Genomic DNA, 14,301 nt, shown 5'->3' with positions numbered 1-14,301 from the left:
CGGTCCCGTCCCCGCTCAGGCCTTGAGCTTGTAGCCGAAGCCGCGGACCGTCTCGATCCGGTCCTGGCCGATCTTCGCGCGCAACCGCTGGACATGGACGTCGACGACCCGGGTGTCACCGCCCCAGCCGTAGTCCCACACGCGTTCGAGCAGCTTGTCACGGGAGAGAACCGTGCCGGGGGCGGACGAGAACTCCAGCAGCAGCCGCATCTCGGTCGGTGTCAGCGCCACCGGCACCCCCGACTTCCGCACCTCCATGCCCTCGGTGTCGATCACCAGTTCGCCGAAGGTGAGCACCCCGCCGGTGCCCGCGGCCCCGGCCTCCTCCGCCTTGGCGTCACCGCCGCTCGCGTGGCCGAAGCGGCGCAGCACCGCGCGGATCCGGGCGACCAGGACCGCGCCGTCGAACGGCTTGGTCACGTAGTCGTCGGCGCCCGCCTCCAGGCCCAGCACCACGTCGATCGAGTCGGCACGCGCGGAGAGCATGATCACCGGGACGGTCGACTCGTCCCGGATGCGGCGGCACAGGGAGACCCCGTCCAGGCCCGGGACCATGACGTCGAGGAGGGCGATGTCGGGCCGGTTCGCACGGAACGCCTCCAGCCCCGACAGTCCGTCGGGCATGGCCGTGACCGCGAATCCGTCCCGCTCCAGGGCGAGCTGGGTGGCCTCGCGGATGACGTCGTCGTCCTCGACGAACAGGACATGGGTCTGCTCTGCCATCCGGTGATCTCGCTCGCTCTCGGTCGAAGGGTGTCGGGTTGGTCGGGAAGGGCGGGTGGGTCGGGTAGATCGGGTGGGGCGGGGGCGGCTGGACTCGGCTCAGCTCGACCCGGGAGTCGCCGACTCCGCGCCGCCCACCGCGGTGCTGTACTCGGTGCGCGTGCTGGAACGCTGGACGAAGTCGTCCTTGATCCAGCGATAGGTGGTCACTTCCTCGCTGGTCGGATACGAGGAAGGGTCGCCATTCTCGTACAGCTGCCGGGTGACCAGGAGGTCGCCCCGGTCGATCTCCGCGTAGACGGGGGGCTGTTCGGACAGGAAGACGCTCCGGTACGTCCCCTTCTTCTCCGCGCGGTACACGTACGACGCCACACCGACGGCGTCCGCGCAGGTCATCACATTGACCACGAGGTCGTCGGTCGAACCTCCGGTCAGGTCCCCGTACGTCACGTCCACCGGGTACTCGTCGGCCACGCACGGCCTCAGGTCGCTCTTGACCGCCTTGCTGACCTCCGGGTCCGCGCGGACCATCCGGACGACCTCGGCGACACTCGGGTGGTCGCCCTCCCCGTCGGCGTCCGCCGAACCGGAGACGGACGGTGTGGCCCCGCCCGCCGCGAGGGAGTCGCTGTCGGCCGGTCCCTCGTCCCGGGCACCGGTGCCGCCCGTGCCGCAGGCGGACACGGAAAGGGCGAGGGCGGCGAGCACGGCCACCGCCGTGATCACCGCCTTCGTGGCCCGCCTGACCCCCGGACGGGGGCCGGCCGCTGTGCTCAGGCCGCGCAACGCTCCTGCTCCTCGCTCGCTTCGAGCGCGCGGGCGGCGCGCTCTTCGTGGTCCCGCGACTCCAACTCCTCGCGGAGTCGGGCCAGCGCACGGTGCAGCGTGCTCTTGACCGTGCCGGCCGACATGCCGAGGGCGGCGGCCGTCTCCTCCGTGGACATCTGCTCCCAGTGTCGCAGGACCACGACACTGCGCTGCTTGGGTGCCAGCACCTTCATGATGTCCATCAGGAGGGCGCGGTCCGCGTGCTGCTCGGTGGAGTCGTCGATGCAGGCGTCCGGCAGCTGCTCGGTCGGGACCTCCTCCAGCTTGCGGGCCCGCCACCACTCCGTACGCGTGTTGATCATGACCCGGCGCAGGTAGGCGTCCGCCAGCCGCTTGTCCGCGATGCCGTCCCAGCGGCCGTACGTCCGTGCCAGCGCCGTCTGCAGCAGATCCTGGGCGTCCACCGGGTCCGGCACGAGCCGGCGGGCGCTGCGCAGCAGCGCGTCCTGCCGGGTACGGACGTACTCCTCGAATTCGAGCACCTCGCCGTGCGCCATGATCAACCGCCTCCGTTCCCCGTTTCCGACGTCCGCGCTGTGGCGCGGTGCCGGCTGTCCGCCGCTTCGTGTGCTGGTGCGTGCCGCATGCGATTCGCGGTGCGTACCGCTCGTTCCGCCGGATCCGCCGGTTCGTTTCGCGGGTTCCTGCGGTACGCCAATGAAGCTACGGAGGGGTTGTCACGGAGACGTCCGAGGCAGCCTGCGGAGAACGCTCGGCTGTCCGTCGGTTGTGTAACAGAAGGAGGAACGGGGTAAAGCGGAGTGGGCTTTCAGGGGGAGATGGGCCGGTTTACCCCGTCGGTGACACCGGTGGGTCAGGTGAGGGGGAGGCGGTAGAGGCCCCCCGGGAGGGGTTCCACGAGTCCGTCGGAGACCAGCCCGTCCAGGGCGCGCGCCCGCTGCACCGGCTCGTCCCACACCCGGTCGAGCACGGTCTGCGGCACCGGCCCGATCGCCTCCCGCAGAACGGCGAGCAGCTTGCCGCGCACCTGGCGGTCGGTACCGGCGTACGTCTGACCGCGCCGCGCCGGACCCTCGTGCGCGGGCTTCCCCGCCAGCCGCCAGGCGCACTGCCCGGCGATCGGACAACGCCCGCACGTCTCGTTCTTCGCCGTGCACACCAGCGCGCCCAGCTCCATCGACGCGGCCGCCCACCGGGACGCCGTCCCGTCGTCCTCGGGCAGCAGGGCCCGGGCCAGCTTCCGCTCGGCGGCCGTGGTCGCGTTCGGCGGGTACTGCGTGCCGCTCACCGCACGGGCGAAGACCCGCCGCACGTTCGTGTCGAGCACGGCGTGCCGCTGCCCGTACGCGAACGACGCCACCGCCGCGGCCGTGTACTCGCCGATCCCCGGCAGGGCGAGCAGCTGCGCGTGCTCGCGTGGTACGTCGCCGCCGTGCCGTTCCGTTATGGCCACCGCCGCGCCGTGGAGCCGCAGTGCGCGACGGGGGTAACCGAGCCGGCCCCACGCGCGCACCGCCTCACCAGGTGGTTCCTTGGCGAGGTCCGCCGGACGGGGCCAGCGCGCCAACCACTGTTCGTAGACGGGCAGTACACGGTTGACCGGTGTCTGCTGAAGCATGAACTCGCTGACCATCACCCCCCATGGCCCGGCCTCCGGTCGCCGCCAGGGCAGATCACGGGCGTGCGTCTCGAACCAGGCGATCACCGGGGTGTGCAGATCGGTGGCCGTGGGGGTGGGGGTGGAGGTGGGGGTTACGTCGGCAGGGCTGCTCTGAGGTTTCGTGGGTGCAGTCATGGCACGGTCGATCCTGCCATGCGGGATGTAGTGGGGGCGGGATGCGGGGCCTGGTCGTCAGTCGGCCGGGTGCCAACCCAACGCCGGCCCCAACCTCGTCGCGATGTCCGTGAGGATCTGGACGTAGTCCTCGTGCGCGAAGGTGAACGGCAGCGCGAAGGCCACCTCGTCGATCTCGCGGAACGCGACGTGCGCCCGCAGCCGCTCGGCGATCTCCGCGGACGTGCCCACCAGGTCCGGCGCGAACAGGAGCCGCCCCGGCCCCTGCGGCGCGGTGGTCCGGGGCAACCGCTTCGCCGCGTACGCCTCGTACTTGGCGCGCTGCTCCGAGTTCGCCGAGTCGGTGGGGATGACGACGAGGCCCTGCGAGACCCGGGCCCGCTCGCCGTCGGGGTGGTGCGCGCGGAACTCCCGGATGTGCGAGCGCTGGATCTCGGCGAAGTCCACCGTCCCGGAGGCGGCCGCGGTCCCCGGCTCCGCGGTCCCCGGCTCCGCCGCCACTCCCTCCACCGGCCCCTCCGCCTTCACCACGCTGCTGGTCAGGAAGTTCATCCCGTTCTCGCCTGCCCACCGCGCCGACCGGAGGCTGCCGCCGCCGTACCACATCCGGGCGCCCAGCCCGGGGGAGTGCGGCTGGACCCGGTCGGAGAAGACCTCGAACCCCTCGATGCCGCTGAAGTCCGTGGCCGCCTCGCCGCGTACGAAGCCCAGGAGCCGCCGGACCCGTTCGAAGCCGAAGTCCTCCGCGTCGGCCGTGTCCGGGTAGAGCGCCGCCTTGACGGTGTCGTAGTGCATCGGCGGTCCGACGCTGACCCCCGGGTTGAGCCGGCCGCCGGAGAGGAGGTCGACCGTGGCCAGGTCCTCGGCGAGCCGCAGCGGGTTCTCCCAGCCCAACGGGATGACGGCGGTGCCCAGTTCGATACGGCTCGTGCGCTGCGAGGCGGCCGCGAGGACCGCGACGGGGGAGGAGATGCCGTACTGCAGATGACGGTGGCGCAGCCACGCGCTGTCGAATCCGAGCCGCTCACCCAGCTCGATGATCTCCAGGGTGGACTCGTGGCCCCGGCGCGGGTCGGCCTCGTCGAACAGCCCGATGGTCAGGAACCCCAGCTTGCGCAACGGCCTCGACGCCGGTGCGCCGGCGCCGTTCTCCACGGTCTCGGATCCGGCCATGGTCTTCTCCAAGTCCTGCGACGTGCTGCGGTGGTGGGGACGATTGTGGCAGGTGGGTCGAGGCAGGCGCCGAGTGGACTCGGTGTCGGCGGAGCGTGTGTTCCGTGAACGGACGTGGAGGGACGGAGAGTTGGTGCTGATCGCGCGATCCGAGGGCGGTCACGGATCGTGCCCGTACGGGCTCTGTGATCACACACCGCGATCACGGGGCGGTCAGTCGCGGCGATCACGGGAACGACCGGGATGATGATCCGGAAAAGTTGAGGTTTCGGGCGGCGGGTGGGGCCAGCGAAGTGCCGGATCTCTCGTACAGTTTGCGCCGTGGGATCTCTGCGCAATCCGATCGGGCCGCTTCCCTCCACCATCTACTGGCGCCGGAGGGCCGTTCTGCTGACCGTCGTCGGTCTGCTCGCGATCCTCGTCGTGTGGGTCGTCACCGGCGGTGGCGGAGACGGCGACAACAACGCGGGTGAGCCCGGCGGTAAGAATCCCGTGACCTCGATCACTCCCGGGCCGTCCGGTTCCGGTCCCGCGATCAGTGAAGCGCCGGGCGGACGCGACGAGTCGGGTGACGAGTCGAGCTCCGGGGGCGACAGTTCCGGCACCGGTTCGGGCGAGGGTTCGGGGTCCGGCTCCGGCTCGGGTTCCGGTGGTGGGGACACGACTGCCGGCGCCGGTGCGGCGGGTGGGGGCACGTCCGACGACGGCGGCAAGAACGGGAGCAGCTCCGGCGAGCAGGTTCCGGCGGGGTCCAGTCTGCCCAACTGCACCGCCGGGGCGGTGAAGTTGACCGTGCGCAGCGTGCGTAACGCCTACGAACCCGGGGTGAACCCGACGTTCGAACTGATCGCCCGCAACTCCTCCGGTGGGGACTGCAAGCTCGATCTCGGGCCGGACAACACGGTGGTGACGATCACCCCGGCCGACGCCGACGACACGTTCTGGGCGTCCGACGACTGCCATGAGACGGCGGGCAGCCTGATGTTCAAGGTGCCGGCCGGTGACCGGGTCACCTACACCGTCGAGTGGAACCGCGACCCCAGCGCCCCCAACTGCGCCACCCCGTCCCCCGGTTCGGCCACTGCCGGGACGTACCTCGTCGAGGCGAAGGCGCCGGGGCTGGCCACGGCCCGGACGTCCTTCGTGCTGGAGAAGGACTGACGGACGGGGGCGGGCGGGCCTGAGGGCTGCGTCCCCGGATCCCCTGTCGGTCTTCGGCCTTGTCCTCGACCTCGACCTCGTCCGGTGTGGGCTGCCGTGGGGCGGTCGGTCAGACGTAGCGTTCCAGGATCGACGACTCCGCCAGGCGGGACAGGCCCTCGCGGACGCTGCGGGCTCGGGCCTCGCCGACGCCGTCGACCGTCTGCAGGTCGTCGACGCTGGCGGCGAGGAGTTTCTGGAGGCCGCCGAAGTGCTCCACGAGGCGGTCGATGATGGCGCCCGGGAGGCGCGGGACCTTGGCGAGGAGGCGGAAACCGCGCGGGGAGACGGCCGAGTCCATGCCCTCGGGGGAGCCGGTGTAGCCGAGGGCGCGGGCGACCGTGGGGAGTTCGAGGAGCTCGGCGTGGGTGAGGGCGTCGAGTTCGTGGAGGGCCTGGTCGACCGTACGGGAGCGTTTGGCGGTGGGCTCGGGCACGTAGTCCCTGACCACCAGCTCGCGTTCCGGTTCGACGCCCGCGATCAGTTCGTCGAGCTGGAGGGCCAGGAGACGGCCGTCCGTGCCCAGTTCGACCACGTATTCAGCGATTTCGGTGGCGATGCGGCGGACCATCTCCAGTCGCTGGGCGACCGCCGAGACGTCCCGGACCGTCACCAGGTCCTCGATCTCCAGGGCGGAGAGAGTGCCCGCCACCTCGTCCAGACGGAGCTTGTAGCGCTCAAGGGTGGCGAGGGCCTGGTTCGCGCGGGAGAGGATCGCGGCCGAGTCCTCCAGGACGCGGCGCTGTCCGTCGACGTACAGCGCGATGAGGCGCATCGACTGGGAGACCGAGACGACGGGGAAGCCCACCTGCTTGCTCACGCGGTCGGCCGTGCGGTGCCGGGTGCCCGTCTCCTCCGTGGGGATCGTCGGGTCGGGGACCAGTTGCACGCCCGCCCGGAGGATCTTGGAGAGGTCCGAGGCGAGGACGATGCCGCCGTCCAGTTTGCACAGCTCACGCAGGCGCGTGGCCGTGAACTCGACATCCAGGACGAAACCGCCCGTACACATGGCTTCGACGGTCTTGTCGGAGCCCAGCACGATGAGTCCGCCGGTGTTGCCGCGGAGAATCCGTTCTAGCCCGTCGCGCAGGGCCGTGCCTGGGGCCACGGCGCTCAGTGAGGCGCGCATCAGGCCATCGGCACCGGAGCTCCCACCGGACTTTCCGGGAGCTGCTGCCCGGTCGTTGGCTGCCACTGCACTCCTCCGGTCGCAGGTTCTGGGGCGCTCCCGTTTCGCACACGTGGTTCGTACGGACGGGCGAGACCTGGGCAAAGTCTACCGGCGGTCCTCGTCGTCCCGTGGGGCCTCTCGCCGACGGGATCGGGGCAGTACCCGCAGCGCGTCTCCCATGTCGGCCACTTCCAGGACCTTCATACCGGGAGGAACCTTGCCGGGATCGGACGGAACGAGCGCGTGGGTGAAGCCGAGGCGGTGTGCCTCGGACAGCCGGCGCTGGACGCCGGTGACTCTTCTGACCTCGCCCGCGAGGCCCACTTCGCCGATCGCCACGAGGTTCTTGGGCAGGGGGGTGTCGGTCGCCGCGGATGCCAGGGCCAGCGCGATCGCGAGGTCCGCCGCGGGCTCCGACAGCTTCACGCCGCCGACCGTCGCCGAGTAGATGTCCCGCTTGCCGAGGGCGCTGATCCGGCCGCGCTGCTCCAGGACCGCGAGCATCATCGAGACCCGGGAGGTCTCCAGGCCGGACGTGGTCCGGCGGGGGGAGGGGAGCTGCGAGTCCACTGTGAGCGACTGCACTTCCGCGACCAGGGGACGGCGGCCCTCCAGCGTGACGGTCAGGCAGGTGCCGGGGACGGGTTCGTCGCGGCGGGTGAGGAACAGCCCGCTGGGGTCGGTCAGGCCGGTGATGCCCTCGTCGTGCAGCTCGAAGCAGCCGACCTCGTCCGTGGCGCCGTAGCGGTTCTTGACGCCGCGGACCAGGCGGAGGCGGGCGTGCCGGTCGCCCTCGAAGTGCAGGACCACGTCGACGAGGTGCTCCAGGAGGCGGGGGCCCGCGATGGCGCCGTCCTTGGTGACGTGGCCCACGAGGAGCGTCGACATGCCGCGATCCTTGGAGGCGCGGATCAGGGCGCCGGCGACCTCGCGGACCTGGGCCATGCCGCCGGGGGCGCCGTCGATCTCCGGGGAGGCGACGGTCTGGACCGAGTCCAGGATCAGCAGGGACGGTTTGACCGCGTCCAAGTGGCCGAGGACGGCGGCGAGGTCGGTCTCGGCGGCGAGGTAGAGGTGGTCGTGGAGGGCGCCGATGCGGTCGGCGCGCAGGCGGACCTGGCTGGCGGACTCCTCGCCCGTGACGTACAGGGTGGGGTGTTCGGCGCTCGCGGACTTGGCGGCGGCGTCGAGGAGGAGGGTGGACTTGCCGACGCCGGGCTCTCCCGCGAGGAGGACGACGGCGCCGGGGACGAGGCCGCCCCCGAGGACTCGGTCGAGCTCGGGGACGCCGGTGGAGCGGGCGGTGGCCTGGCGGCCGTCCACCTGGCCGATGGGGACCGCGGAGGTGGTGACGCGGCCCGGGGCCGTCGTACGGACGGCGGGGGTGCCGTACTCCTCGACCGTGCCCCAGGCCTGGCATTCGGGGCAGCGGCCCAGCCACTTGGCCGTCTGCCAGCCGCATTCGGTGCAGCGGTAGGACGGGCGGTCCTTCGTGGTCTTCGTACGGGCAGCCATGGACGAACCGTAACGGAGGGCACTGACATCTCAGACCGTCGGCCGAATGGCTTACGTGGGGAAGGGCGTTGTGGGGTGGTGGGTCCGGCGGTGGATGGGGCCGGGCCGGGCCGGTGCGTGGAGCCCGTCGCCTGGTGGCCTACGGGCTTCCACGCACCGGCCAAGTCGGCCCGGCCGTTCTTCTGCTCGGCCGCCGTCCGTCCCATGACGGACGGCGGGGCCGGTTTCTACGGGCGGCGGCCGATGGTCAGTTCGGCCGGGCGGTACGGGACGTAGGCCGCGCCGTCGAGGTCGAGGGCCGTGGCGGCGGACTGGAGGGCGGTCGGGGTCGCGGAGGTGCCCCAGCGGCCGGTGTCGAGACGGGACTCCAGGGCGTGGAGGGCGGCCACCGTCTCGGCGGTGGTGAAGGTGCAGTGGCCCTGGCGCTCGACGTAGGCCTGGCGGAGCTGCGCGGCGTCGCCGGAGGCGCGGACCCGGGTGGCGAAGCGGGACTCCTGTTCGACGGGGACGAGGCCGTCGGCGGTGGTGTGGATGTTGAGGAGGGGGACGGCGAGGCCCTGGCCCGCGGAGGACGTGCGCAGGCCGGCGGCGACGGCGGCCGGGTCGGCGGTGATGGTGGCGTTGGCGGTCAGGTCGCGCAGATCGGCTCGCAGGTCGAGGCCGGCCTTCTTGTAGAGGGCCTTGACCAGGGGTGCGTGCTGGGAGCCCGCGAGCACGCGCGCGTAGTCGACGCCCTTGTTCCCGGAGTTGTTGCCGCCGAGGGCCTTCTCCACGTGGAAGCGGGCGAGCTCGACGCGGTTGAGGATGCCTTGGGCCAGCCACTCGTACTGCTGGGCCTGCTGCTCCTCCCGGTCACCGGCGGCGGGGCGGTCCTTGCCGGGCGCCCAGGTGGGCAGGTTGAGGTAGGCGGCGGCGAGGGCGATCCGGGCCCGGCCCTCAGGGGTCTTCTGGGCGGCGACGACGGCGTCGGTGAGCTGTTGGCCCGTGGCGGCGCCCTCGGCCTCGGAGGCGAAGTCCACCAGCTTCACGGGAGTGCCGGGGAGCAGGAGCCGGGCGATCGTGTACTCGGCGTCGAGCTGGTAGGAGTGCAGGTCGTTGGCGCCGGCCACGAGACCGCACAGGCCCAGGGCGCCGTCGATCCCGCCGGCGCCCGAGCGGGCGAGCCGGGCGTTGACCAGGCCGCCCATGGACTGGCCGATGGACAGGGTGCGGGTGGGTTCGCCGATCCTCTCGGTGACCGCGGCGACGGTGGCGACCTGGTCGCGCTCCGCGCTCTCCAGGGCCCAGAGGGTCTCGCTGGTGTCGTAGGAGGAGCCGGTGAGGGCGTAGCCCTCTTCGAGGAGGCGGAGGCGTACGGCCTCGCGGGGGGCGTTCTGGGGCACCGTCGAGCCGAAGCCGTGGCTGAAGACGATCAGCGTGCCGTTCCAGTTCTCGGGGACGTCCGCTATCCAGGTGGCGCCGTCGGGGAGGGTGCCGTTGAGGCGTTCGACGGCGGGCGCGGCGGTCAGGGGGGCGGCGGTCGAGACGGAGGCGCCGGTCAGCGAGAGGACGACGGTCGCGGCCAGGGCGGCGAGGGCTCGGCTGGTGGAGCGGCGGGTGGAGCGTCGGGTGCGTGCGGCCATGGGGGTGGGGCTCCTGTCGACGCGGAGGAGGGGGGACGTTGCCCGCTCGTACTTGGGAGTAGCTCGGACCACAAAGGAAGGTAGGGCTATTTTCTGGTGGCAGTCAATAAAGTGCACAACATTCGGCCATGGTTCCCGCGCGCCGCGGAATGCGGGATTCCTGTCCCCTTATGAGGGATCGTTTCACCCGTACGGAGTAAATGTGCTCAAGGGGCGAGAAGGTGCTGGTTCCGGGCGCCTACCGTCCATGAATGATGAGCATCAGTCCGGAAACCTCGACCCGCACCACCGGCGCACACCGGGCGCACCGTGAGGCGCGCGATCGGGCGGCGGCGCGCGCGGTGGCGCAGCGCCCGCCGGCGCGCTACGAGCCGTACCTGGACGGCCTGTTCACCTACTGCATGTCCGTGCTGTGCGACCGCGACGCGGCCACCGCGGCGCTCGCCGACGTGCTCGCGCTCGCCGAGCGGCGCCGGGGGCCGGACACCGCCGACGACCGCCGGGCCTGGCTGTACGCACTGGCCCGCTGGGCCTGTCTGCGCAAGCTCGCCGAGGTCAGGCAGAAGCGTCCGGGCGCGCGTGTCTCCGCGCGCCAACCGGTGCACGGCGGTGGGGCCGAGAAGGCGCACGCCGAGAAGACGCGCTCGGAAATGACGCGCCCGGAAGCGGCGCGCTCGGAGAAAGGGCGCGCGGAGAAGGGGCGCGCGGAGAAGGGGCGCGCGGAGAAGGGGCGCGCCGCCAAGGGCGCCGTGAGGGCCGTCGTCCTCTCCGAGGACGAGGAACGGCAGCGGCGGCGTGAACTCGCCCTGCTCGCCTGGCCGGAGGTGGCCGGCACCACACCCGAGCAGCGCGAGGCCCTGGAGCTGGCCGTACGGCATCAGCTCACCGCGCATGAGGTCGCCGCCGTGCTGGGCATGGACGCGACGGCCGCGCGGGAGCTGCTCGCCTCCGCCGCCTGCGAGGTGGAGCGCACCCGGGCCGCCCTCGCCGTCGTCGAGACCGGCGCCTGCGCGAGCGTCGCCCTGCTGACCGGTGACCATCAGCTCGTCCTGAGCGCCACCCTGCGCCGCGAGCTCGTCCGGCACGTCGACGACTGCCCCGTCTGCCGTCGCGCCGCCGAGCGCGCCGTCCCCGGCCGCTGGCCCGGCACCACCGTCACGCCCGCCGCGCTGCCGGTGCTCGAAGCGCCACGCGCCGCCCTGGGTCCCGCGATGGCCCATCTCACCCGCGCGCGTGGCGGCGCCCCGCGCTTCGACCGGCGTGGCTTCCCCATGGACCCGCGGGACCGCGCGGCCCGCCGGGAACGGCTGCGCGCGCGGGCCGTGACCACCACCGTCGTCGCCACCGTCGTCGCCGCGCCGGTCTTCGCCCTCTGGGCCGCCTACCGGGGCGCCCCCCTCATCGGCGAGGGGAGCGACGGCCGCTCGGTCAGCGCGGGCGAGGAGCAGGGCGACGGCGACGGCACCGTCGGCGACGGCGGTGGCGACGCATACGAGAACGCCGGCAACGCCCGGACCAGGCCCGACGCCCGCCACAGCCGGGGGAAGCACGCGTCGGACGACGTGTCCGTGGAGGTCAGCCAGGGCAAAGGGCGGGGCGCACTCGCCGTCGCCGCCGCGAACGACGGCGACACCACCCTCATCACCCTCAGGGCGACCGGTGACTCGTCCGTCCGCTGGTCCGCCCGCACCGGCGCCGACTGGCTCTACCTCAGCCAGTACTCGGGCACCCTGAAACCCGGCGAGTCCCTGACGATCAAGGTGTACGTCGACCAGCTGAGCGAACCCACCGGGTACTGGACCGCGCGGGTGACGCTGGACCCATCGGACGCCGTGGTGACGATCGAGGGCTACGGTCCGGCTCCGACGCCGCCGGTCGACCACCGGCCGACCCCACCGGTCCCGGACCCGGGCCCGCCGAGGCCCACCGCGCCACCGCCCACTCCTGACCCGGACCCCACGCCCACCGGCCCGGCCCAGCCGGACCCCACCCCGCCCCCCACCGACCCGGCCCCCACGGACCCGGGCGGCCCCACGACACCACCGGGCGACGGAGGCGGCGACCCCCCGCCGGCGTCGTAGACCGGCGGGGAGGGAGCCAGGGAGTCAGGGAGGGGGCGAGAGGGGGAGCCGAGAGGGGACCGATGGTCCTTTCCTCACTCCCCGGACGGGAAACGGCCCGCTGCCGCCGCCCGTCGGCCTATCGACCTGCGGCAGTTGCCGGACCAGACGGACCAGACGGACCAGACGGCTCCGCCGGATCCGCAGGGTGCGGCGCCACCAGGGGCAGTCGGGAGGCCAGTCGCTGTTCGCACAGCTCGACCAGGCGGTCGTACCCCTCCTTGCCCATCAGTTCGATCAACTCCGGGCGGTACGAGACGTACACCGGGTCGCCCGCGCCGTGCGCCGAGGTCGCCGAGGTGCACCACCAGTGCAGGTCGTGACCGCCGGGGCCCCAGCCGCGACGGTCGTACTCGCCGATCGACACCTGGAGCACCCGGGTGTCGTCGGGCCGGTCGATCCAGTCGTAGGTGCGGCGGATCGGCAGCTGCCAGCAGACGTCCGGCTTGGTCTCCAGCGGCTCGCGCCCCTCCCGGAGCGCCAGGATGTGCAGCGAGCAGCCCGCGCCCCCGGCGAAACCCGGGCGGTTCTGGAAGATGCACGACCCCTTGTACGGGCGGGTCTGCCGGTCGCCGTCCTCGTCCTTCGAGACCCAGCCGGACTCCGTGCCCACATCGTGGAACTGCCAGATCTCCGGAGTGAGTCTCGCCACATGCTCGGCGACGCGTTTCTCGTCGTCCTCGTCCGAGAAGTGGGCGCCCAGGGTGCAGCACCCGTCGGCCGCGCGGCCCGCCTGGATGCCCTGGCAGCCGCTGCCGAAGACGCAGTTCCAGCGGGACGTCAGCCAGGTCAGATCGCAGCGGAAGACCTGCTCGTCGTCCGCCGGATCAGGGAACTCCACCCACGCGCGCGCGAAATCGAGCCCCTTCTCGTCCGGCACCGTGGACTCCGCCGAGCCCTTCGCCGACTTCGGTGGCCTGGTCGCCGCCTTCGCTCGCGAAGAGCCGCCGGCCGCAGCCGCTCCGGACGCCGCTCCCGCTGCCGACTTGTCGGCCTTTGCCTTTTTCGTCTTTGGCACCCGTCCAGGGTACGGCGCCCGAAGCCGCATCGAGGACGGTCCACGCCTCCGCTGGCAGTAGCGTTCCGCCCATGAGACTCGGTGTCCTCGACGTGGGATCGAACACGGTGCATCTGCTGGTGGTGGACGCACACCCGGGCGCGCGCCCTCTGCCCGCGCACTCGCACAAGGTGGAACTGCGCCTTGCCCAACTCCTCGACGAGGCCGGGGCCATCGACCCCGAAGGGGTCGACAAACTCATAGCCGTCGTCCACGAGGCGCTCCAGGCCGCCGAGGACAAGGGCGTCGAGGAGCTGCTCCCGTTCGCCACGTCGGCGGTGCGTGAGGCCAGCAACGCCGACGACGTCCTCGCCCGTGTCAAGGACGAGACCGGCGTGGAGCTCCAGGTCCTCACCGGCTCCGAGGAGGCCCGGCTGACGTTCCTCGCCGTCCGCCGGTGGTTCGGCTGGTCGGCCGGCAAGCTCCTCGTCCTCGACATCGGCGGCGGCTCCCTGGAGATCGCCTACGGCATAGACGAGGAGCCCGACGCCGCGGCCTCGCTGCCGCTCGGCGCCGGCCGCCTCACCGCCGGCTGGCTCCCCGGCGACCCGCCCACCCCCGACGACATCCGGGCCCTGCGCCGCCATGTACGCGCCCAGATCGCCCGTACGGTCGGGGAGTTCAGCCGTTTCGGGGCCCCCGACCACGTCGTCGCCACCTCCAAGACCTTCAAGCAGCTCGCCCGTATCGGCGGCGCCGCCCGCTCCGCCGAGGGGCTCTACGTCCAGCGCGACCTCAAGCGCGGCGCGTTGGAGTCCTGGGTGCCCAAACTCGCCGGCATGACCACCGCCCAGCGAGCGGCCCTGCCGGGCGTGTCCGAGGGGCGCGCCAACCAGCTCCTCGCCGGTGCGCTGGTCGCGGAGGCCGCGATGGATCTGTTCCAGGTGGAGACGTTGGAGATCTGTCCCTGGGCGCTTCGGGAGGGTGTGATTCTGCGGCGGCTGGATCACATGGGTACGGCGTAGGGCCCAGGTGGGACGTGTGGTCGGGTGAGTCGTCGGGCGCGGGTGCGAGGGGCTACTCGCGCAGGTTCCCGCGCCCCTGAGAAGCAGGGGCTGAGCGTCGTTCTCACCCCGCGGCCCCGTGGTCTTCCAGGTTCGCGGGGCCTGGCCTTTCACGCGTGCGCGCCCCCGACG

The 14,301-nt window shown here is 72.3% G+C and carries 12 protein-coding genes; 3 read left to right on the top strand and 9 right to left on the bottom strand.

Going from position 1 to position 14,301, the window contains the following annotated elements:
* Positions 1 to 15 precede the first annotated feature (15 nt).
* The 5 genes from cseB to K1J60_RS18575 form a co-directional block, all read right to left on the bottom strand.
* The gene (cseB, locus tag K1J60_RS18595; protein WP_220647185.1) at positions 16 to 723 is read right to left on the bottom strand and encodes a two-component system response regulator CseB; all 708 of its coding nucleotides are present in this window, start codon (positions 721 to 723) and stop codon (positions 16 to 18) included.
* A 99-nt stretch (positions 724 to 822) separates the two neighbouring features.
* Positions 823 to 1,509 carry a hypothetical protein gene (locus K1J60_RS18590; protein WP_220647184.1) on the bottom strand — a complete coding sequence of 229 codons (687 nt, stop codon included), beginning with the start codon at positions 1,507 to 1,509 and terminating at the stop codon, positions 823 to 825.
* On the bottom strand, positions 1,497 to 2,048 hold the full coding sequence (locus tag K1J60_RS18585) for a SigE family RNA polymerase sigma factor (RefSeq protein WP_220647183.1): 552 nt from the start codon (positions 2,046 to 2,048) through the stop codon (positions 1,497 to 1,499). Before K1J60_RS18585 ends, K1J60_RS18590 begins: the two co-directional genes overlap by 13 nt.
* 317 nt (positions 2,049 to 2,365) lie before the next feature.
* A complete protein-coding gene (locus K1J60_RS18580; protein ID WP_220647182.1) occupies positions 2,366 to 3,307 on the bottom strand; it encodes an HhH-GPD family protein in 942 nt (313 codons plus the stop codon).
* 57 nt (positions 3,308 to 3,364) lie between these two features.
* A complete protein-coding gene (locus tag K1J60_RS18575) occupies positions 3,365 to 4,480 on the bottom strand; it encodes an LLM class flavin-dependent oxidoreductase (protein WP_220647181.1) in 1,116 nt (371 codons plus the stop codon).
* A 321-nt stretch (positions 4,481 to 4,801) separates the two neighbouring features.
* Between K1J60_RS18575 and K1J60_RS18570 the strand changes: the two genes are divergently transcribed.
* Positions 4,802 to 5,641, top strand: a complete 840-nt coding sequence (locus tag K1J60_RS18570) for a hypothetical protein (protein ID WP_220647180.1) — start codon at positions 4,802 to 4,804, stop codon at positions 5,639 to 5,641.
* Between the two features lie 109 nt (positions 5,642 to 5,750).
* Here the strand turns inward: K1J60_RS18570 and disA are convergent, their stop codons facing one another.
* The 3 genes from disA to K1J60_RS18555 all read right to left on the bottom strand — a co-directional run bounded on the left by disA (position 5,751) and on the right by K1J60_RS18555 (position 9,988).
* Complete coding sequence (gene disA / locus K1J60_RS18565) at positions 5,751 to 6,875, bottom strand: DNA integrity scanning diadenylate cyclase DisA (protein WP_220647179.1); 1,125 nt, start codon at positions 6,873 to 6,875, stop codon at positions 5,751 to 5,753.
* A gap of 81 nt (positions 6,876 to 6,956) precedes the next feature.
* Positions 6,957 to 8,366, bottom strand: a complete 1,410-nt coding sequence (gene radA / locus K1J60_RS18560; protein ID WP_220647178.1) for a DNA repair protein RadA — start codon at positions 8,364 to 8,366, stop codon at positions 6,957 to 6,959.
* 227 nt (positions 8,367 to 8,593) lie between these two features.
* Positions 8,594 to 9,988, bottom strand: coding sequence for an alpha/beta hydrolase (locus tag K1J60_RS18555; RefSeq protein WP_220647177.1), 1,395 nt, complete (start codon positions 9,986 to 9,988; stop codon positions 8,594 to 8,596).
* 251 nt (positions 9,989 to 10,239) lie between these two features.
* On the opposite strand from K1J60_RS18555, the gene K1J60_RS18550 reads away from it, so the two are divergent.
* Positions 10,240 to 12,069, top strand: a complete 1,830-nt coding sequence (locus tag K1J60_RS18550) for a BACON domain-containing protein (RefSeq protein WP_220647176.1) — start codon at positions 10,240 to 10,242, stop codon at positions 12,067 to 12,069.
* Between the two features lie 118 nt (positions 12,070 to 12,187).
* Here the strand turns inward: K1J60_RS18550 and K1J60_RS18545 are convergent, their stop codons facing one another.
* A complete protein-coding gene (locus tag K1J60_RS18545) occupies positions 12,188 to 13,126 on the bottom strand; it encodes a hypothetical protein (RefSeq protein WP_220647175.1) in 939 nt (312 codons plus the stop codon).
* Positions 13,127 to 13,197: 71 nt separating this feature from the next.
* On the opposite strand from K1J60_RS18545, the gene K1J60_RS18540 reads away from it, so the two are divergent.
* The gene (locus tag K1J60_RS18540) at positions 13,198 to 14,130 is read left to right on the top strand and encodes a Ppx/GppA phosphatase family protein (protein WP_220647174.1); all 933 of its coding nucleotides are present in this window, start codon (positions 13,198 to 13,200) and stop codon (positions 14,128 to 14,130) included.
* Positions 14,131 to 14,301 lie beyond the last annotated feature (171 nt).

The organism is Streptomyces akebiae (genome assembly GCF_019599145.1).
Taxonomy (GTDB): Bacteria; Actinomycetota; Actinomycetes; order Streptomycetales; family Streptomycetaceae; genus Streptomyces; species Streptomyces akebiae.
This window is presented reverse-complemented; position numbering and strand designations above follow the sequence as displayed.

Bases quoted from the DNA above. Each gene is read 5' to 3' on its own strand.
- K1J60_RS18585 (WP_220647183.1), bottom strand. From the start codon at position 2,048: ATGGCGCACGGCGAGGTGCTCGAATTCGAGGAGTACGTCCGTACCCGG.
- K1J60_RS18540 (WP_220647174.1), top strand. From the start codon at position 13,198: ATGAGACTCGGTGTCCTCGACGTGGGATCGAACACGGTGCATCTGCTG.
- radA (WP_220647178.1), bottom strand. From the start codon at position 8,366: ATGGCTGCCCGTACGAAGACCACGAAGGACCGCCCGTCCTACCGCTGC.
- K1J60_RS18575 (WP_220647181.1), bottom strand. From the start codon at position 4,480: ATGGCCGGATCCGAGACCGTGGAGAACGGCGCCGGCGCACCGGCGTCG.
- cseB (WP_220647185.1), bottom strand. From the start codon at position 723: ATGGCAGAGCAGACCCATGTCCTGTTCGTCGAGGACGACGACGTCATC.
- K1J60_RS18580 (WP_220647182.1), bottom strand. From the start codon at position 3,307: ATGACTGCACCCACGAAACCTCAGAGCAGCCCTGCCGACGTAACCCCC.
- K1J60_RS18550 (WP_220647176.1), top strand. From the start codon at position 10,240: ATGATGAGCATCAGTCCGGAAACCTCGACCCGCACCACCGGCGCACAC.
- K1J60_RS18555 (WP_220647177.1), bottom strand. From the start codon at position 9,988: ATGGCCGCACGCACCCGACGCTCCACCCGCCGCTCCACCAGCCGAGCC.